The organism is Amycolatopsis sp. Hca4, assembly GCF_013364075.1.
Lineage (GTDB): Bacteria > Actinomycetota > Actinomycetes > Mycobacteriales > Pseudonocardiaceae > Amycolatopsis.
On sequence record NZ_CP054925.1, the window covers coordinates 2,256,412 to 2,275,122 of the forward strand.

Below are 18,711 nucleotides of genomic sequence, written 5' to 3' on the forward strand. Positions count from 1 at the left end.
ACGGCTCAAGCCGGTCGCGCCAGTGCGCGGACCACGTCCGCGAGCAGCCGCATCGACGCGACCGAGCCCGGGTTCAGCAGGACGTCCACCCCGTGCGGGGGAAGAGCGGCGGCGAGCTCCTCGACCGTGACGTCCAGCCAGCGGGCGGCGGCCGGCGCCCCGGCGCGGTGGCCGGGGGACGTGGCCACCTGGACCGACGGCACGCCGTCCGGAGCCGGACGCACGAGCGCGGTGCCGTCCTCGGCCGTGGCGATGCCCAGAACGGTGTCCCGCAGCACCACCGGCAGCCGGTCCGCGACGTCTTCGCCGGCGGAGAGGGCGCGCAGCACGGCGTCCACCGGGTCGAGCGGGGAATCCGGCGAGCCGGGCCGGTAGTGCGGGTTCGGGTGGAAGCGGCTCGGCATTCCCGTTCCGTCGAGGAGCCAGGCTCCCAGCACGACGTGCTCCGGCACGGCTTCCTGCCCGGCCAGGGTGAAGGCGGGATCGAACAGCAGCAGCAGCTCGCCGGACGGCCCGGGCCCGCTCACGCCTGCTCCTCCGCCCCGGGTACGCGGGCGAACCGGGACACCTGCGCCGCCGGTACCGAGACCGTTGCCCGCGTTCCCCGGTCGGTGAACGTGCGCAGCGCGGCCCGGACGAGGTCGTCGCGGCCGGTGGCCGTCTCGGCTTCGGCGGGCGCCAGCTCGCGCAGCAGGATCCGGCCGCGCTCGGCTTGCGTGGGCCGGACGGCTTCGAGGACTTTGAAGCCGGTCCCGGGCAGGAACACCACGCGGTCGGCGACGCCGCCGTCCTCGGGCTCGAGCGACGCCGTCAGCCGCCCGGTGAGCGACCAGACCACCAGGTCGGTCGAGCCGGCGCCGGCCGGGCCGAGGGCCGTGCGCGCGTGGCAGAACCCCTGTTCGCGCAGCACAGTGCCCGGTTCGAGCAGCGGCCACGCCTGCGGGTCCGGGTCGAGCACGATCGCGGCCGGCTTGCGGTGCCCGGGGAGCTTCTGCAGGCCCGCGGCCACGCACCGGCCGAAGTCGAGCGGTGGCCCGCCGGCCCCCGACCGCAGCCCGGCGTCGACGTCCGGATCGGCCGAGGCCAGGTAGAGACCGGTGGCGACGGCCGCGGTCAGGGCCGTCCCGGACACCGGGCGATCGGGCGAGAACCGGCCCATGACCGCTTCGACGCGCTCGGACAACGCGTCGAAGGCGGCCTCTCGACCGGCGCGGACCACGGCGCGCTCGGCCCGGAACCCCTCCGGCAGCGGCCAAGCGTGCCCTCCCGGAGCCGGCTCGGCGGGGGTGGTTCCGGCCTGCGCCGGCACGGTCACGACGGCGGGGTGGCGGATCTTCGTGGTGACGGCCACGGGGTCGGCCACGGGGTCGAGGCGCGCGCCGCTCGAGGACCGGCGCTCCGGCGCCACGGCGACGGACCCGGCGGCCTGGCGCTGCAGCAGCCGCGACAGCCGGGGCAGCGGGGTCAGCGGGCGGGTCAGGTCGGCGCCGAAGGGCACCGGCGGCGAACCGACCGGGCTGGTGACCGCCACCTGCCGCACCGCGGCCCGGACCTTGCCCGGCAGCAGGTCGAGCACCCGGGTCACGAGGTCGTCGTCGGCGGGGTCGTGGAACACCAGGAGCGCGGCCGGGTCGAGCGGGATGGCCCGGACGTCGTCGGCGTGCGCCGACACCTCCGGCGTGCGCACCCACAGTCCCGCCTGGACGACCTCGACGACCGCGAGGGACTCGTGCCGGTAGACGCCCGGCTGCAGCTCGGTCAGGCCGTCGCCGGGGCAGCGCGCGCGCCGCACCCGCGGCACGGGCGCCTCGGCGCCGGGGTCGCGCCGGGGCCGGAAGGCCAGCTGCTCGGCGAAGGTGCGGACACCGTGGGATCCGTCTTCCCGCAGGGCGTAGACCTCCGGCGCGTCCAGCCGGCCGGCGGGCAGACCGCCGTGGCACACGACCTCTTCGCCGAGCACGTCCGCCAAGGCCTGCCCGGGTGCCCCGGACCCCGCCCCCACCAGTTCGCCGAAGCAGAAGAACCGGGTCCTGGCCCGCATTTCCGGCGTGACGCCGGCCCACCACCGGGCGACGTCGGCCGGCGGCAGCGGCGGTGTCCCGGGCGCGCCCAGCACGACGGTGAACTCCCGGGGTGAAACCGACAGCCAGCGGGTGAGCTTCGCGCGCCCGGCTTCCAGCCAGTCGTCCCGGCCGTCGGTGCGCAGCCACACCCCGGCGGGCAGCGGTTCGGCCGTCACCGTCTCCCCCACCCGGACCGGGTCGGAGTTGACCGGTTCCTCCCACTCCGGCACCGGGAACCGCCGCCCCCGCCACTCCGGCTCCCGCTCCGGCGCGCACACCGCCCAGCCGCGGCCGCCCGACGGTGGCAGGAACACCGCACCGGTCGACGCCGGCAGCGCACCGTCCGGGCAGAGCACGGGCCGGCCGATCCGCTCGGCGAGCCACTGCACCGCCTCCAGCGGCAGTCCGCCGGTCTCCTCGGCGGGGAACAGCCGGACCGCGCGCCGATCGGCCGCCACGGCCGTCGCCAGGGCTTTCCAGTGCTCCGGCGGCGCATCGGCGGGAAAGTCCACGACGACGAGCGTCCGGCCGGCTTCGGCGGGCAGGCCGGCCGCCAGCCGGCCTGCCTGCGCCGTCATGCCGCCCACGCCGTGCACGACCAGTGCTTCACCGACCCGCCGGGTGGCCACGCCAGCCTTGCGCCGACCGAGGCACGGCACCTTGAGAAGCGACATCGGGTTCGCCTTCCTCTTCCGCCGCTCTCCGGCGACTGACCATTGTGGACCGGTTGCGGGCGCGGCCCGGCGGGCCGGACTCCACTGTGACCCGCGGAACGGCCGGCCGGTGGACCGGAAGCCCGCGGGGCGCCGTTCCTGCCGGGGATCCCTCACGAACCCCCGCGGGCCGGGGGAATCAGGCTCCGACGGCGTCGGGGTGGCGGCCCAGTTCCGAAGTCGCCAGGCCGTAGCGGGTCCGGCAGCCCGCCTTCGTGAAGAGGCGGGAAAGGTGCTTCTCCACCGTCTTTTCGCTCATCCGGATGGCGCGGGCGATCTGCCGGTTCGTCCGGCCGGTCCGGATCAGCTCCAGGATTTCCCGCTCGGTCGCCGACAGCTCGGCCAGCCCGTCGGCCGGGGACGTGCGCCCGGTCTCGCGGGCGGTGCGGGCGGCCCCACCGGCACGGGTGTTCTCGTAGGCTTCCCGCAGCCAGCCGCGCGGCCGCCGGGCGGACGACCCGCTCAGCAGGACCAGCTCGTGGTCTCCGCGCCGCCGCACCAGCCGCTCGGCCTTGCCGATCTCCGTCTCGTCACCGGCGGCCAGGCCACGCACCGCGGCCAGGACACCGAACGAGCGCGGGGAATTGCGCCCCTCGTGGAAGTTCTCGGCCACGTCGACGACCACTCGAGCGGGTCCCGCGTCCCCGGCGCGGCCGGCGAGCCACGCCAGGCGGAGCAGCAGCCGGGACGCCCCGAGTTCGTCGCGGGTGGACGTGTGCGCCACGAACGCGCGCCGCCCCGCCTCGAACGCCTGCTCCGGTTTCCGCGCGTGGTGGTACAACCCGGCCTGCACCCAGGCCCTCAGGTGCGGGAACCGCCCGGGATCGGGCACGCGCGCCAGCCAGTCCGCCGCCCGGTCGGGTTCGCCCAGCCAGCCGCTCACCTCGGCGGCCAGAAGGCGCGCGTGTTCGCGGGCGAAATCGTCGGCGGTCTCCTGCGCTTCCAGTTCCGCCACCGCGGCCAGGGTTTCGGTCCAGCGTCCCTCTTCGTACGCGGTGCACACCCGGTGGTGCGCCGACAGCGGCCCGGCCGCCGGCACCCGGTAGTCCTCGCCCAGCACGGCGGCCAGCACCGGGACGAGGTCACGCACCGCGCAGGCGTCGGCGAGCAGAGCCTCCTGTCGCCGTCCGGACCAGGCGGGCTGCCCGGTCGCGCCGAACCGCTGCCACACCGGCAGCAGGGCGGCGACGACGTCGGCCGGCCGGATCCGCTCGCCCGCGAACCACCGGTCGGCCAGCGTCAGCACTTCGCGCGCTTCGGCGCACCGGTTCAGCTCACCACGAACGGCGGCAGCCACAGGGTGTCCACTGTGGATAGCCGCGAGCACGGCCGCGAGCGCCAGCCCGGCGCGCTCGTCCGCCGCCGGGTCCGGCCGGACGGCAACCGCTTCCTCGCCACCGACCGGTCCACCGCCCGTCGCCGCGGCAGCTGACCGAACCCGCTCGTCCTCAGCCGGTACCGCAGGTTCCGGCGCGAAACCCGGATGCTCGTCGTGGGTCGGTTCGCCGTCCTGCACCGCCTCGGTCACGAAGGCCGCCATGGCCGGATAATCCGCGGTGCGGACCAGGTGCCGGATCACCTCCCCTTGGCGGGCGATGCGGTCGGCGCCGGTCGCGGCGTGCCACCACGCCGCCTGCAGGTGACACGTCCGGAGCGGCGACTCGGCACTGAGCGCGTTCGCCGCGTCGCGGAGCAGCTCCGCGAACTCCGGCCGGCGCGGGACCGCCCGGCCGGCCGCGGCGAGCTGCCTCGCCAGGGTGTCCGCCCGGGATCCGCTTTCGAGAAGGCTGGCGACGAGCCGGCGGTGCACCCGCCGGCGGGCACCGCTGCCCGCCGCCTCGGCCACCGCCGCGGCGAACGCCGGGACGCGGCAACGGAAGTTCCCGGCCGGGTCGCCTTCGAGGAGTCCGGCCGCCACCAGTGCGTCGACGGCCTGCCCGGCCCGCGCACCGGCGTCCGCCACGTGCGGGAGGTCGTGGGCGGGCAGCCCACCCGGCCCGGAGGCGAGCAGGACGATCCGCCTGCCCACCTCACCGAGCGGAGCGAGCACCGCGAACGCCGGGTGCGTGGTGGGCAGGGTGATCGGCACCGCCGGCCCGCTCAGCCGGACCAGGCCCTCCACCGTCTTCCAGCGGCCGCGCTCGCGCAAGCCGGCGACGGTCGAGACCACCGTTCCCGGATTGCCCCACAGCGGGCCGAGTGCCTGCCGGACGGCCGTCTCGGCGGTGGGGGCGACCGGCGCCTTCCCCTGGCGCCGCAGCAGGTTCGCGGCGTCCTCCGGCGGCAGCGGCCCGAGCTCGACCAGCTCCGGGAACGCGGCGCCGAGCGGGGCGGCGGCCGACGCGAGCACCGAGTGCCCCGCCCGGTGCGCCGGCGCCGCGGCGAGCGCCGGTTCGGCCAGGCGGTCGACGTCGTCGAAGACGACCGTCACCGGCGCGGCGGCGCTCAGCCGGGTGAACAGGGTGCTCATCGCGTGCAGCAGGCAGAACCGCGTCCACGGGCCGGCGTAACCGTCCTCCGTGCACAACCGGCTCACCTCGTCGAGCGCGTCGGGGAGCCGGGGGTCGGCGTCGAAGCATTCGTACTGCTCCCGCACGGCCGCGAGCACCGCCCGGAAGCCGAACCGGTCCCACGCCGGTCCGCCTGCGGGCACCGGCACGTCCAGTACCGGCGCTCCCCGGTCCGCCAGGACCCGGCGGGCTTCCCGCAGCAGCGCGGTCTTCCCGCTGCCGGCCGGGCCGGTCACCAGGACCGGACCGGCGCCGCCCGCCTCGAGGACGGCGTCGAGCTCCGTTCGCCGTCCCACCAGCCCACCACGCCGACGTGTCATCACCCGTCCCCTTCCGTCCCGGCCCGGGAGCAGGCCCGGGGCGTCCGATTCCACTCGGATACCGCGATCCCATCAGGGCCGGCTCAACGAAATCTTCATCCCGGGGCAGGGGAAGTGCGCCGGACGTGGAAATCCCGGGCCCCGGCGTCGCCGGGGCCCGGGACGGTTCGGGCGGGCCATGTCTGTCCGAACAGGACAGGCAGGAGGATCAGATGACCCCGGCCTGCACGGCGTAGGCCACCGCGTGCGGGCGGTTGCGCAGGTTGAGCCGGCTGGTCAGCTCGTAGATCACGTTCTTGACGGTGCGCTCGGAGTAGCAGAGCCGCCCGGCGATTTCGCCGGTGTCCAGCCCCTCCGCCATGAGCCGGAGCACGTCCACCTCACGCGCGGTCAGGCCCGCCGCGCCCAGGCCGCGCGGGGTGAGCACCTCGTGCTGCAGCCGGCGGACGTTGTCGAGCAGCCTGCCGAGCAGGTCCGGCGGCAGCACCCCGCGGCCGGACGCGGCGGCGACCACGGCTTCGACGAGCGCCTCGCCCGTGGTCCGGCTGCGCGGGAGCACCACCACGACCCGGCATTCGACCGCGTTCAGCACGTCGGTGTCCCGCACCTCGTCGATCAGCAGCACCTTCGGCACCGAAGCCTGTTTCTCCGCGCGCAGCTCGGCGGCGACCTGGGGCGTCATCCGCTCGGCCTGCACGACCAGCACGTCCTGCTCGGTCAGCTCGGCGGGCTCGACGACGCGGACCTGCGCGTCCGTGCGCAGGAAGCTGGTCAGTCCCAGCTGCGTGATCGAGTCGGCCGCCTGGACCCCCACTCGCACCGGTTCCACTTCGGACCTCCACGATCGGCGACGACCCCGCGGGGCCGCCGGTTCTTCGGTGTTCTCATTCGCCGCCCCGGGGCCGCGAGCGGTCAGATGACGCCGGCTCGCATGGCGTAGGCGACGGCATGGGCCCGGGAGTTCAGCCGGAGCCGGGCCATCAAGCCGTAGAGCACGTTTTTGACGGTGCCCTCGGAGTAGGTGAGCCGGTCGGCGATCTCGTCGGTCTGGTAACCCTCGGCGATCAGCTGGATGACGTCGCGCTCCCGGGTTTCGATCCCCGACAGCGTCAGGCCCGCGGGGGCGAGCACCTGCGAACGCAGCCGGCTGATCTGGTCCAGCAGCACGCCCTGCAGCCGGTACGGCATGAGGGCGGCACCCCGGCTCACCGCGGTGACGGCGGCCGAGAGCGTGCCCTCTCTGAGCTCGTGGCGCGTCAGCAGCGCCGAGACGCCGCACTCGACGGCCGGTAGGAGATCCTCGGACCTGAACCGCTCGGCCACCAGCACGACGCGCGGCGCCGAGCCACCGGTGCGGAAGCGGCGAAGGCGGGCGAACGTGCTCGTGCCGACGGCCCCGTCCACGACCATCACCAGCACGTCCGGTGGCCGTTCCGGGTCTTCCCGGACCAGCCGCAGCGAATCCCGCCCGGCCAGCATCGCTTCGACACCGGCCGCGCTGATCTCGTCGGTCGCGTGCACCAGGACCTCGACCACACCCACGCGACCGCTCCTTCCGGACTGTTCCGACTTCGGCACCCAGCGTGGCCGGTGCTTCTTCACAAACCCTCTATTCCCTGCGCCTGCGAGCATCCGTGCAGGTCAGAGCGGCGAGGGTGGAGACGGGAAGTCCGGTTCGGAAATTCGGGCGGTGGCGGGAGTCCCATGGGGACGAAGCCGCCGTCAGCACCCCTGGCGAGGCCCCACGGGGCGGCGCGAACCGGCCCCGGGATGCCAGAACTCGCCGAACGCGCTGGTGATCTTCAGCTCCGTCAGCTCCCGGCACGTACCCGGCCAGATCTGGACCAGCGCGGCCACGTGCCGGAGCGAGTGGGCGCCCGGCCCGGCGGCCGCCCGGACGTGGTAGCGGACGCGGTAGTCCCCCGGTCCGTCCGGCAGCAGCGGCAAGTCGCTCACCAGGGCACTCGACCAGTCCAGCAGCGCGCAGGCGCCGGTGGCCGAGGGGTAGCCGAACTCGATCGCGTCGTCGAAGTCGTCGAGAGCCGCCGCCGGCGCGGCGCAGTGGACCTCGATCGCGACGCACGCCCGGCTCACCCGGGCCGGCAGCAGTAGCTTGACCTTGCCCGCCGACGCGGCGACCATTCCGGACCAGGCGGGAACGCCACGGCCGGTCGGGGAAATGTTCTCGCTGAGGTAGAAATAGGGGTACTCGGCGTCGAGGTCGTACTGCGTGCGCCCCGGGCGGGGCGGCGCGCTTTCATCGGCAGACATGAGGATCGGTTCTACCGGACGCGCACGGGCAGCCGCGCGGCCCTGGAGCAGGCCGGGGACTTCCGTCACGCTTTTCTGCCCTGGCGCACCGCGTCCACGAATGGCGTAACAGGTGCCGGATGAGGGAATCACGATCCGAATTCTTCGAGCAAGGCGACTGCGTCGAGCAATTGCAGTTCGGCCATTTCCGGATCGCCGCGGTCGGCCGAGCGCAGCGCCTCCGCGGCGCGGCAAAGGCCGTCCGCGAAGCGGGCATTGCGGCGGACCGTCGCGGCGTCGTCCGCTCGTAAGACCCTGATCAGCAGGGTTTCGGCACACCTGTCGAGCCGGGCTGCGAGCTCCAGACCGGGTACGCGCGCCGCACCGATCGCCGACGCCCGCCGGCCCGTTCCGCTGCCATCTCCTGCTGCCACGACGCCCACCTCGATTGGTGCAGTAACCCGGGAAACCCGGTCAAGGAGGCCCGGTTCTTCCGGACAACACGAAATTTTTGCACCACTCTCAAGCCGTCGTGCACCGCCGTTCCAGTGGATCCGCCCCGGCTTACCGGTCGATTCACGACAACCGCACCGAACCGTCCCGCAGTTCGCGGCGGCCGGTGATCCCCAGTTTCCGATACACATTGGACAGGTGGAACTCGACGGTTCGCACCGCGACGTAGAGCTTTTCGGCGATCTGCTTGTTGGCGTAACCCGCGCGCGCCAGTTCGGCGATCTTCGCCTCCTGCGCGGTCAGGGCACCCGGCTCGGCGGCGTGGGCGAGGTCCTCGAGCGCGGCCTGGGCCTTCGCCGCCAGGGACCCGTTGCCGATCTGCCGCGCCCACTCCCCGGCCCGGTCGAACTCCCGCTTCGCCGCGGCGTGGTCCCCCGCGGCCAGCGACCGCCGGCCGCGTTCCCACCCGGCAGCGGCGAGCACGACGCGGGACCGGGCGAACTCGAGCAGGTCGATGGCGTCGTCGAGGAGCGCGGTGGTCGCCGTCGACCCGTCGACGACCGCCCGGACGTACAGCGCCCAGCCGACGTAGGCGGGGGATCCCCAGGCCAGCGCTACTTCGTGTTCTTCCGCCGCCAGCGCGGTGGCGCTCGCGACGTTCCCGGCGGCCACCGCAGCCAGCGCGGCCAGGCCCCGGCGGTGCAGCACGGCGAAGTGCGCCGACAGCTCCGCGGCCGGGAACCGCAGGCAGTCGACGTAGTCGCGGGCGGCTTCGGGGAAGCGCCCGGCCGCCAGGTGCGCGGCGCCGCGCGCGGCCAGCAGCAGCGGCCGGGTGACGCGGGTACCGCCCGGCCGGCCGGCGAAGCGGTGCTCGGCCAGCAGGGCGTCGGCCGCCTCGGCGTCACCGGCCGCGGTGAGCGTTTCCACGAGGAACGGGACGGCCAGCCGGCGCACGAACGGGGTCTTCGCGGCCGACACCGACGCGGCGAGCGCCGCCCGGGCCCCGCAAAGATCGCCGGCGAGCCGCGCGTGCTGCGCCCGCAGCACCCCCACCAGCTCGGCGGCCGGACCGGCGCAGGTGGCCTCGAGCCGCCGGAGCCGCGCGTCGGCGGCGACCAGCTCACCGGCGCAGAGCAGAACGGTCACCGCCCGCCAGAGGCAGCGCGGGTGGGCCAAGCAGGCGTCGTGCTCGAAGGTGAGATCGGCGTACCGCACCGCGGTCGGACGATCAGTCCCGAGCACGAGCAGCGCGAGTGCCTGCCCGGCCGGGCACCGGCCATCGTGCGACCCCGGAACGGCCACGGCCGCTTGCGGGGCCGCCCGGTCCTCAGCCACTCCCACCATCCTCCCAAACTTCCCGGCCCCGGACGCTACCGCCACGACCGGAGCGGCGTTCCCCGACCCGGATCGATCCGGGTCGGGGAACCGGGATTGAGAAACTCTGAAGACCGCTGCCGGAGGGTGGAGTCGCACCACTGCCGCACCGGACCGCACCCCGCCGCCGAGCCACCCGGATCAGACCGGGCACCCCGGCGGACGGCCGCCGCCCGACCAGCCGGAGGAACGCCGAGAATGCCCGCTGACCCAGCCGGCCGAGGCGACGGCTTCTCCCCGCACCGGCCCGGTGGCCGGCTCCCGCCTCATCACGAGCAGAGCCGCCGCCGGGTTCACCGGGACGTGCACCCCGGCCACCCGGCGCTCCGGCCGGGACGGGCCCGAGCCGACCTGCTCCGTCACCACCCTGGGGACGAACCACAGGTTCTGGCCGGTGATCTCTTCTGGCTTGCCGTGATCATCAGAGAATGCGCGTACCCCGACTGGCCGGTTCGGGTGAACCGGCCGCACATCGGGTCGCCACCGAAGGAGGGACGGCGACCACGTTCGGTGATGGCAGAGCAGAACCGGGGAGGCGATGATGCGAGTGCAGTTCGAACTCTTCGGGCCAGTCCGCGCATGGCGCGGCGGCCGTGAGCTGGCGCTGGGCTCGGCGCAGCGCCGGGCGCTGCTCGCCGTTCTGGCGCTGAAGGCCAACCAGTTCGTCCCCCGCGCCGATCTCGTCGACGCCATCTGGGGTGACAAGGCTCCCGCCAGCGCCAACGGCAGCATCTACACCTATGTCTCCTCGCTGCGCGCGGCGCTCGACCCCAACCGGTCCGCCGCTCGTTCCGAGGTGCTGACCTCCGGCAGCTCGGGGTACTGCCTGCAGGTCGATCCCGAATCGATCGACGTCGTCCGCTTCGAGAACCTGCGGGAACGCGCCCGCCTGTGCCAGCGCGCGAACGACCTCGCCGGCGCGCGCACCGCGCTGGAGAGCGCCCTCGCCCTCGGCCGGGAAGAACCGCTGGCCGGGCTGCCCGGACCGTATGCCGCCACCCAGCGCCAACGGCTGCGGGAGCTGCAGCTGGAGCTCGTCGAACGGTGGGCGCGGATCGCGCTCGACGAGGGTGGTCACCAGCGGGTCCTCGCCGACCTGGGGTCTTTCACCGCGCAGCACCCGCTGCGGGAGGGGCTGCAAAGCCTTCACCTGCTCGCGCTCTACCGCTGCGGGCGCCGTGACGAAGCCCTGCGGTTGTTCGAGCGGCTGCGCGCCGCCACCGTCGACGAGCTCGGCATCGAACCGGGCCGCGAGCTCACCGCGCGTTACGAGCAGATCAAAGCCGATGACCCCGCGCTGTGGCGGCAGCCGGCCACCGCTCCGTGCACGGCCGCGCCCGCGCCGGACCGGCCGACCGGCCGGTCCGGCGCCTTCGTCGGCCGCGAGGAGGAGCTGGCGCTCCTGCGGTCGGTGACCGACGGCCTTGCGGCGGGCCGGGGCACGTCGCTCTGGTTCGAAGGGGAACCCGGCATCGGCAAGTCCGCGCTGGTCGCCGCCGGCCTCGCCGAGGTGTCGGGCTACACCGTCGCGTTCGCTCGCGCCGACGAGCTGAGCGGGCACGCCCCGCTCCAGGTGCTGCTCGACGGCCTGGACATCACCCCGGCCTCGGCCGACCCCCGCCGCTCTTCGGCGGCGCAGGGCCTGCAGCGGCTGGCCCTCGACGACGATCGGGACCGGTCCACTGCGGTGGACCTCCTGGTGGAACTGGTCACGACGCTGTGCCGCGAACGCCCCCTCGTCCTGGTGCTCGACAACCTCCAGTGGGCCGATCCCGCCACCCTCGCGGTCTGGGACCGGCTCGCGCGCCGCTGCGCCCGCCTGCCGCTCGCGCTGATCGGCGCGGGCCGCCGCCCGGCCGGGCACTCGCCGCTGACCGAGGTGCGCGGGGCACTGGTGGCGCACGGAACGCACGTGCGGTCCCTGGGGCCGCTTTTCCCTCCGGAGGTCCACGACCTCGTCACCGAGCTCACCGGCGCCGAACCCGGGCCCGCACTGCGGGAACTGGCGAGGACCGCAGCCGGCAACCCGCTGTTCCTCCGCACCGTCCTCGAGGCGCTCGCCGACGGCGCGGTTCCGGAACCTGCGGTCGGTGCGGCCCGCCCGGCCGTGCCCCCGGCCGCGCTGGAAGCCATCAGCCGTCGGCTCGGCTTCCTCTCCGCCCGCGCCTCGGAGGTGCTGCGGTGGGCGGCCCTGCTCGACCGGAGCTTCACCCGCGGCGACCTCGCCGCGGCGCTGGGCCGTCCGCCCCGGGAACTCGACGACGTCCTGGGCGAAGTCGTGGCGCTCGGCCTCGTCGTGCGGGCGCGGAGCAAGCTCGCCTTCCGGCACCCGGTCGTGCGCGAAGCGTTCTACGCCCGGACGCCGGCGGCTTTCCGCCTCGCATTGCACCGGCAGCTGGCGGAAGCCTTGGCCGACGCGGGCGCGCTCGTGGAGCGCGTGGCCTTCCAGCTGCTCGCCGCGCCCGTGCCGGTCGACAAGTGGCAGTGCGAGTGGCTGACACGGGAGATCTACCACCTGGCGGCCCGAACTCCCCTGTCGGCGATGCGGCTGCTGCTCCGGGTCACCGCCTCGCACAACGTGCCAGCCGCCGCGCGCGAGCCGCTAGCGGTCGCCACGGCGCGCATCACCCTCTGGCTCGAACAGGACCCGTACGCCTGCACGAGGGCGCTGGCGTCGCGGACGAACGATCCGGCCGGTACCACCGGACCCCACACCCCCGAGCCCACGGTCACCGGCCTCGCCGAGACCCGGCACGACCACCGCACCCCGGCGGAACGGCGCAGCGCGGCGCCGGTGCGGGCCGGCTGGTGGCCCGCCTGCCCGACCGCCGCCGAGCCGGCGGCGGCGGAGGTGCCCGCGCAGCGGATACCGGCCGGCGACGGCCCGGTGGCCGCCTACTGGCTGGGCCGCTGGGACGCCGCGCTCGCCGAGCTGACCAGCCTGCTGCGCGGTGGCCCGGCTTCCGTCCGGCCCACTCCCGGCCGTCCCGGGGCGTTGCGGCAGGCCAGTGCGATCGCCGCGGTGATCGCCGCCCACCGGAGCCGCCCGGACGACGCGCGGACGCACCTGATGTCCGCCTGGAGCCTGCCCCCCACCGGCGACCCCGGCGCCGACGGCACGGACTTCACCCTCGCGGCCGATGCGCTGCTCACCGAGCTGGCGGGCCGGCCGGAACAAGCGCTCGCCCGGTTCACCGACCTGCTGGTGGCTGGGGACGACCTCGCTCGGCCGTGGCTGCCCCACCTGGTCCGGCTCGCCATCGACCTCGGCGAGCCCGGCCAGGCGGAAGCGGCCACCCTGGTGTGCGAGCGCACCGCGGGCCAGGAGACCACGGCGCTCCGGTGCCGTGCGCTGCTCGACGGAAACCACCTCACGGCGCTGGCCGCGGCGCGCCGAGCGCGCGACTCCGGTGACCTGCTCGGCACCGCGCAGGCCATGGAGGACGCGGCCGCGCTGCTCGCCGCCCGCGACGAGCCGGTCAAGGCCGCCGCGGCCCTGCACACGGCGCTGAACGCCTACGAACGGCTGGGCGCCGTGCTGGACGCCGAACGGGCCGAACAGCGGATCCGGCCCGTGCGATCGCGAGTCCGCCGGTGAGCGGGCACCGGCTCCGGGTCGCCGTGCTCGGTACCCTGCGTGCCTGGCTCGACGACCGGGAGGTCGCCCTCGGGCCGGCCCGGCAGCGGGCCGTCTTCGCCGCGCTGGCGATCCGCGCGACGGCGGCGCGGCCCGCCACACGGGGCGAGCTGATCGAAGCCGTCTGGGGCCAGGCTGCGCCGGCGAGCGCGGACGGCAGCATCCACACCTACATCTCCGGGCTGCGCCGCACCCTGGAGCCGGGCCGGACGCGGTGGTCGACCGGCGGACTGCTTATGTCGGACGCGGCCGGGTACCGCCTACGGCTGGACGGGGACGCCCTCGACGCGCGTCTCTTCGGTTGCCTGCACGAGAAAGCACGCTCCCGGTGGCTGGCCGGCGACGCCGGCGGCACGATCGAGATCCTGGAGCGGGCGTTGGCGCTGTGGAGCGGTGAAGCCCTCACCGGCGTGCCCGGCCCGCACGCCGAAGCGTTGCGGACCAGCCTGACCCGGCAGCGGGTGCTCGCCCAGGAACTGCGCGCCGAGGCCCTCCTCGCCCACGGGGGGCACGAAGACCTGGTACCCGAGCTGACCGTGCTGGTCCGGGAGCACCCGTTGCGCGAACCACTGTGGCGGCTGCTGATGACCGCGCTGCACCGCGGCGGCCGGACCACGGAAGCGCTGGACACGTTCCGCACCGCTCGTGAGGTTCTGCGGCGGGAGCTGGGCACCGTGCCCGGCCCGGAACTCATCGAGGCCCACCGGCGGATCCTGACCGGCGACCCGGCCGCCACCCCGCCCGCGGAAGCCGGGCCCCGGCACCGGGCGCGGCCTGGCGGGGTCGCCCACGTCTCGGTCCGCCACGGCGACGACGCGCCCGATTTCCGCGGACGCCGGCCCGAGATCGCCCGGCTGCGGCAGTTCGCCGACGACGTCGTGGCCGGGCGCGGACGCACGGTCTGGGTCGAAGGGGAGCCGGGGATCGGGAAGTCCGAGCTGCTCGCCGCCGCCCTGGGCGACGTCGCCGGGCGCGGCTGCCACCTCGCGTGGGCCGCGGCGAGCGAGCTCGGGCCGCCGGTCCCGCTGCAGGTGTTCACCGAGGGCCTCGGGCTCGCCTCGGCGGCCGGTGCGGAACAGGCGCTCGCGCACGTGGAACGGCTCTGCGCGAGCGCACCGCTGGTCCTCGTGGTCGACGACCTCCAGTGGGCCGACGAAGCGAGCGTGCTGCTGTGGAACCGGCTCTCCGCGGTCACGCACCGGCTCCCGCTGCTGCTCGTGGCCGCATCCCGGCCGTCCGGACGGCGGGAGGACCTCGCCCGGGTGCGCCGCGCGGCCGAGCTGCGCGGCCTGGAAGTGCTCACCCTGGAACCGCTGGCGCCCGCCGACGCCGAGGCCCTGACCGAGGACCTCGTCGGCGGCCGGCCCGGCCCCCGGCTGCGCTCGCTGACCGGCAGGGCGGCCGGCCACCCCCTGTACTTGCGTGAAGTGACGACCGCGCTGGTGCAGGCGGGCGCGATCGAACTCGAGAACGGCGTCGCCGAGCTGCGGGACGACACGGCCCTGACCGTGCCCGGCTCGCTGCTCGGCGCGGTGGACCGGACGCTGGCGCAGCTGGACGAAGTGACCCGCGAGGCGGCCCGCCGGGCGGCGGTGCTGGGCACGGAGTTCGGCCTGGTGCCGGTGGCCGCCTCGATGGGTTTGCAGCCGTCGGCGCTGCTCGGCGCGTTCGGTGCGCTGATGGAGCTGGGCGTCGTCGTCGACGCCGGGACGCGGCTGGCCTTCCGCCACCCGCTGCTGCGCTGGGCCGTGTACCACGAGATCCCCACCGCCGAACGAGCCGCGTGGCACCGCCGCGCGGCCGAGGTGCTCGCCGACACGGGCGCGGGCATCGAGCCCGTCGCCCGGCAGCTGACGGCGGTGCCGGCCGAGGTGGACGACTGGGTGACCGGCTGGCTGGCCGAGCACCACGCGGCCCTCGCGGTCCACGCCCCGTCGGTGGCCGCCACGCTGCTGCGGCGGGTGCTCGACGAGAGCCCTCCGGCCGGCCCGCACCGGGAACAGCTGCTCGCCGCGAACGTCCGGGTGCCGTCCGGGCCGGCGCGGGAACCGCACGATCCGGCGCACGACCTCGAACGTGCGGCGCAGCCGCACCCCACCGCGCCGGGGCGCACGCCCCGGCGCGCCGACCCCACCCGCGCGGCTGCCAGGCCCGGGTGCGACGACGCACCGGGCACGCCGTCGTCGTGGTCGCCACGGCGGCCGTCGCCGAGCCTCGGCCGCGGGGTCCCTGGCCGGGCCGCCCGGCGCACGCACCGCGCCACGCCGATCGGCCACGCCGGTGAGCCGCCGTGGCTGGTCAAGCCGGCCGAAGGCGGCCACGGGGCGGCACGGGGGCACGGCAAGCACGCCCACCCACCGGTCGAAGAGCGGCCCGAGCAGGCGGGGAACCCCCGCGTGCCGCCGGGCGGCCGGCCGGCCACGGCCACCTGACCGGCACCGGGGAACGACGCGCCGGCGCCCGGGATGCCGGAGGCGGACCCGGACCCGGACCCGGACCCGGTCTTACCCGGGTGCGCCGCGGCCGGCGTGAAGACAGCAACGGAAACAGCCACCGCCCGACCGCGGTACGGCGGTCGGGCGGTGGTCCTCGTCGAGGCCAGGGGTCCGGAGTGGACACCAGGAAGAACCGGCGGTCCCCGAGGGGGGAGGGAAGGGACCGCCGGTTCAGATCACGCCCGCCCGCATCGCGTAGGCCACCGCGTGCGGCCGGTTGCGCAGGTTGAGGCGGTTGGTCAAGCCGTAGACGGTGTTCTTCACCGTGCGCTCGGAGTAGCACAGCTTGTCCGCGATTTCCGCGGTGTCGCAGCCGTCGGCCATCAGCCGCAGCACGTCCACCTCGCGGGCGGTCAGCCCGGCGGCGCCGGCTCCGCGCCCGGCCGGGACCGCGCGTTCGAGCCGCCGCACGGTTTCGAGCAGCCTGCCGACCAGCTCGGTGGGCAGGAGGCCGCGTTCGGGCACCACCGACAGCACGGCTTCGACGAGGCGCTCCCCCGACGTCCGAGCCCGGGGAAGCACCGCGACCACCCGGCATTCGACGGCGGTCACGATGTCCTTCTCGTGGACTTCACCGGCCAGCAGCACCTTGGGCACGCGGGCCTGAACGCCCTCGCCCCGCAGCTCCGCGGCGACCTGCGGGGTCATCCGGTCGGCGTGGACCACCAGGACGTCCCGCTCGGTCAGCTCGCCCGGCTCGACGACCGACAGCTCGGCGCGGGTCCGCAGGAAACTCGTCAGCCCCGCGTGCATGATCGGGTCGGCGGTCCGCACCGCGACTCGTACCGGTTCCACTGTGCGTCCTCCCTGTCTCGGGTGTCCCCGGGATCAGCATCCGCGCACCGGCTTCACGATCTCTCAACGCCGCCGGATCAGCTCGCCCGCAAGGGGTGGGTGCGCAGCAGGTAGGCCGGGGAAACCAGGCCCACCGGCAGCGGCAGCCGGCCGACCCGCATGTTCACCCGCCGGAAGTGACCCGCGCGCGGCGGGCCAGCGACCAGCGTGTCCAGGGGGTCGGTGTAGGACCCGCCCACCGTCAGCGCCACCTCGGCCGCACGCTGCTCCAGCGGCTCGTCGGCGGTGCGGAAGGTGACCAGGCGGGGCACCGACAGCCCGAGGGTGCCGAGCACGTTGCGGAAGGGCTGGTCGAAGATCGGTGGCAGCGACGACGCCGGTTCCCCCGGAACGCCGTGCAGGCTCAGCAGTTCCACGCCGCGGCGGCGCACGGTCGCCCGGACGCCGCTGTCGTCCTCCACCCAGTCGATTTCGGCGATCTTCTTCGGGAAGCCGAGGGTTTCCCGGCCGCCGATCAGGGCGGTGTCCTCGTCCACGACGATCCACGGGCAGTGCGCCGCGCGGAAGGGCCCGTGCTTGACGTTGAGGAACAGGGCCGCTTCGCGGTAGACGCTGTTGAAGTTCGTCCAGGGGTAGTCGGCGACGAACAGCAGCGCGGTGGCGTCCTCGCCCATCCGCAGGCCCGTGGGCAGCAAGGCGTCACACCGCTGCCGGTCGACCGGCACCGTGACCGACAGGAACTTCGCGTTCCGGTACTTGAGGGTGCCGGGCCCCTGCCGCCGCCGCAGGTCGGCCAGCCCCTCGGCGAAGGTGAAGTCCGGCCGCGCCCCCTCGGGCGCCACTCCCGTTTCGGACATCCGGTCCCGCGTGGCCATGCCGCCTCCCGTCTGCTCACTCACCGGTTCTGTCTACCGGGCGGGCAACGGCAGGCCGGCTGCTTGGCGGGATTCCGCCGGAAGACGGGGGAAATCCTTCACCGGCGACGGCTTGTCACCCGGGCTATGGCCGCAGCAGCAGGCGAAGCAGGTCGCCGTCGCGCTCTCGCATCCGCTGCAGCCCTTCGGCGACACGGGCCAGCGGCAGGACGGCGCCGATCGATGCGGACACGTCGAGGCGGCCGCGGCCCACCAGCCCGACCACGTCCTCCAGGTGCCTGACCCGGTAGCCGGTGTGCGCGACAACGGTCTGGTCGTGGCGCATCGAGGCGAACTCCGGGACCGCTTCACCCACGTCGAGCGAAGTACCCACGACGACCAGCCGTCCTCGGTCGCCGAGCACGGCACGGGCCTGGCCGAAGGAGCAGGCCCGGCCGACGAAGTCGAAGGCCACGTCGAGGCCGCGGCCGTCGGTGACGCCCCGGATGTAGGACTCCAGCCGCGTGTTCGCCGGGTCGAGTGCGAGGTCCGCGCCGCGGCCCAGCGCGAGTTCGCGGGCCGCCGGCCGGATGTCGAGGGCGATGATCGGCGATGCACCGCACAGGCGGGCGAGCTGGACGAGGTGGATGCCCAGCCCGCCGAGGCCCCAGACACCGACCCCTTCGGCCGGGCGCAACCGGGCGGTCTCGATCGCGCCGTACGGGGTGGCCACCGCCCCGGACAGGACCGTGGCCTGCTCCAGCGGGATGGCATCGGGCACGGGAACCAGCGCCGTCTCGGACGTGACGGCGTACTCCGCCCACACGCCGTCGTGGTGGGTGGCCGGTAGCCGCAGGTCGGTGCAGCTGTCGGCACCGGCCCCGCCCCGGCAGGCGGCGCATTCGCCGCACTGGCGTCCCGCGGCCAGCACCACGCGGTCGCCGGGGGCCCAGCGCCGCACACGCGATCCGGCGGCCGCGACCACGCCCGCTGCTTCGTGGCCGGGCGTGTAGCGCGCCAGCCGGGGCTCGATCTCGCCGTCGATGCGGCGCACGTCGGACTGGCAGATGCCACAGGCCGCGACCTTGACCAGCACTTCGCCTGCGGCCGGTGCCGGGGTCGGCACCTCGGCGAGCCGCAGCTCACCGGTCGCCCGGTCGAACCGGACTGCCTGCATCGTCGCGGGTGGCTTGCCCGCGGTCGGCCCCATCCCGCGGCTCACCCGTGCGAGCTGGCGCGCTCCGCCG

Annotated in this window: 14 protein-coding genes; 2 read left to right on the forward strand and 12 right to left on the reverse strand. The window is 75.1% G+C overall.

The genetic code is table 11. The annotated features are described in order from the left end of the window. Nucleotides 1–5: 5 nt before the first annotated feature. The 9 genes from HUT10_RS09680 to HUT10_RS09720 all read right to left on the reverse strand — a co-directional run bounded on the left by HUT10_RS09680 (nucleotide 6) and on the right by HUT10_RS09720 (nucleotide 10,046). Entirely contained in the window at nucleotides 6–527 is a 522-nt protein-coding gene (locus HUT10_RS09680; RefSeq protein WP_176170872.1) for a type VII secretion system-associated protein, read from the reverse strand. After that, the gene (locus tag HUT10_RS09685; protein ID WP_254896787.1) at nucleotides 524–2,737 is read right to left on the reverse strand and encodes a hypothetical protein; all 2,214 of its coding nucleotides are present in this window, start codon (nucleotides 2,735–2,737) and stop codon (nucleotides 524–526) included. Before HUT10_RS09685 ends, HUT10_RS09680 begins: the two co-directional genes overlap by 4 nt. A gap of 178 nt (nucleotides 2,738–2,915) precedes the next feature. Next, nucleotides 2,916–5,582 (reverse strand): LuxR family transcriptional regulator, encoded by a 2,667-nt coding sequence (locus HUT10_RS09690; protein ID WP_176170873.1) that lies wholly within the window; start codon nucleotides 5,580–5,582, stop codon nucleotides 2,916–2,918. 232 nt (nucleotides 5,583–5,814) lie between these two features. Then, the gene (locus tag HUT10_RS09695; protein ID WP_176170874.1) at nucleotides 5,815–6,435 is read right to left on the reverse strand and encodes a LuxR C-terminal-related transcriptional regulator; all 621 of its coding nucleotides are present in this window, start codon (nucleotides 6,433–6,435) and stop codon (nucleotides 5,815–5,817) included. A gap of 83 nt (nucleotides 6,436–6,518) precedes the next feature. Continuing rightward, complete coding sequence (locus HUT10_RS09700; RefSeq protein WP_176170875.1) at nucleotides 6,519–7,148, reverse strand: response regulator transcription factor; 630 nt, start codon at nucleotides 7,146–7,148, stop codon at nucleotides 6,519–6,521. A 180-nt stretch (nucleotides 7,149–7,328) separates the two neighbouring features. Next, nucleotides 7,329–7,877: a hypothetical protein gene (locus HUT10_RS09705; RefSeq protein WP_176170876.1), complete on the reverse strand. Its 549-nt coding sequence runs from the start codon at nucleotides 7,875–7,877 to the stop codon at nucleotides 7,329–7,331. A 128-nt stretch (nucleotides 7,878–8,005) separates the two neighbouring features. Further along, nucleotides 8,006–8,290, reverse strand: a complete 285-nt coding sequence (locus HUT10_RS09710) for a hypothetical protein (protein ID WP_176170877.1) — start codon at nucleotides 8,288–8,290, stop codon at nucleotides 8,006–8,008. Nucleotides 8,291–8,432: 142 nt separating this feature from the next. After that, nucleotides 8,433–9,644 (reverse strand): helix-turn-helix transcriptional regulator, encoded by a 1,212-nt coding sequence (locus HUT10_RS09715; protein ID WP_176170878.1) that lies wholly within the window; start codon nucleotides 9,642–9,644, stop codon nucleotides 8,433–8,435. A 180-nt stretch (nucleotides 9,645–9,824) separates the two neighbouring features. Next, nucleotides 9,825–10,046 (reverse strand): hypothetical protein, encoded by a 222-nt coding sequence (locus tag HUT10_RS09720; protein WP_176170879.1) that lies wholly within the window; start codon nucleotides 10,044–10,046, stop codon nucleotides 9,825–9,827. Nucleotides 10,047–10,224: 178 nt separating this feature from the next. Here HUT10_RS09720 and HUT10_RS09725 point away from each other — a divergent pair, with 178 nt between their 5' ends. After that, entirely contained in the window at nucleotides 10,225–13,281 is a 3,057-nt protein-coding gene (locus tag HUT10_RS09725) for a BTAD domain-containing putative transcriptional regulator (RefSeq protein WP_176170880.1), read from the forward strand. Further along, the gene (locus HUT10_RS09730) at nucleotides 13,278–15,752 is read left to right on the forward strand and encodes a BTAD domain-containing putative transcriptional regulator (protein WP_176170881.1); all 2,475 of its coding nucleotides are present in this window, start codon (nucleotides 13,278–13,280) and stop codon (nucleotides 15,750–15,752) included. Before HUT10_RS09725 ends, HUT10_RS09730 begins: the two co-directional genes overlap by 4 nt. Nucleotides 15,753–15,986: 234 nt before the next feature. Here HUT10_RS09730 and HUT10_RS09735 read toward each other — a convergent pair whose 3' ends face one another. The 3 genes from HUT10_RS09735 to HUT10_RS09745 form a co-directional block, all read right to left on the reverse strand. Further along, entirely contained in the window at nucleotides 15,987–16,610 is a 624-nt protein-coding gene (locus tag HUT10_RS09735; RefSeq protein ID WP_254896788.1) for a response regulator transcription factor, read from the reverse strand. Between the two features lie 77 nt (nucleotides 16,611–16,687). Next, complete coding sequence (locus HUT10_RS09740) at nucleotides 16,688–17,509, reverse strand: acetoacetate decarboxylase family protein (protein ID WP_176170882.1); 822 nt, start codon at nucleotides 17,507–17,509, stop codon at nucleotides 16,688–16,690. Nucleotides 17,510–17,609: 100 nt separating this feature from the next. Then, complete coding sequence (locus HUT10_RS09745) at nucleotides 17,610–18,674, reverse strand: alcohol dehydrogenase catalytic domain-containing protein (protein WP_254896789.1); 1,065 nt, start codon at nucleotides 18,672–18,674, stop codon at nucleotides 17,610–17,612. Nucleotides 18,675–18,711 lie beyond the last annotated feature (37 nt).

Excerpts from the sequence above, each read along its gene's own strand:
- HUT10_RS09685 (WP_254896787.1), bottom strand. The coding sequence starts at position 2,737 with ATGTCGCTTCTCAAGGTGCCGTGCCTCGGTCGGCGCAAGGCTGGCGTG.
- HUT10_RS09745 (WP_254896789.1), bottom strand. The coding sequence starts at position 18,674 with ATGGGGCCGACCGCGGGCAAGCCACCCGCGACGATGCAGGCAGTCCGG.
- HUT10_RS09705 (WP_176170876.1), bottom strand. The coding sequence starts at position 7,877 with ATGTCTGCCGATGAAAGCGCGCCGCCCCGCCCGGGGCGCACGCAGTAC.
- HUT10_RS09725 (WP_176170880.1), top strand. The coding sequence starts at position 10,225 with ATGCGAGTGCAGTTCGAACTCTTCGGGCCAGTCCGCGCATGGCGCGGC.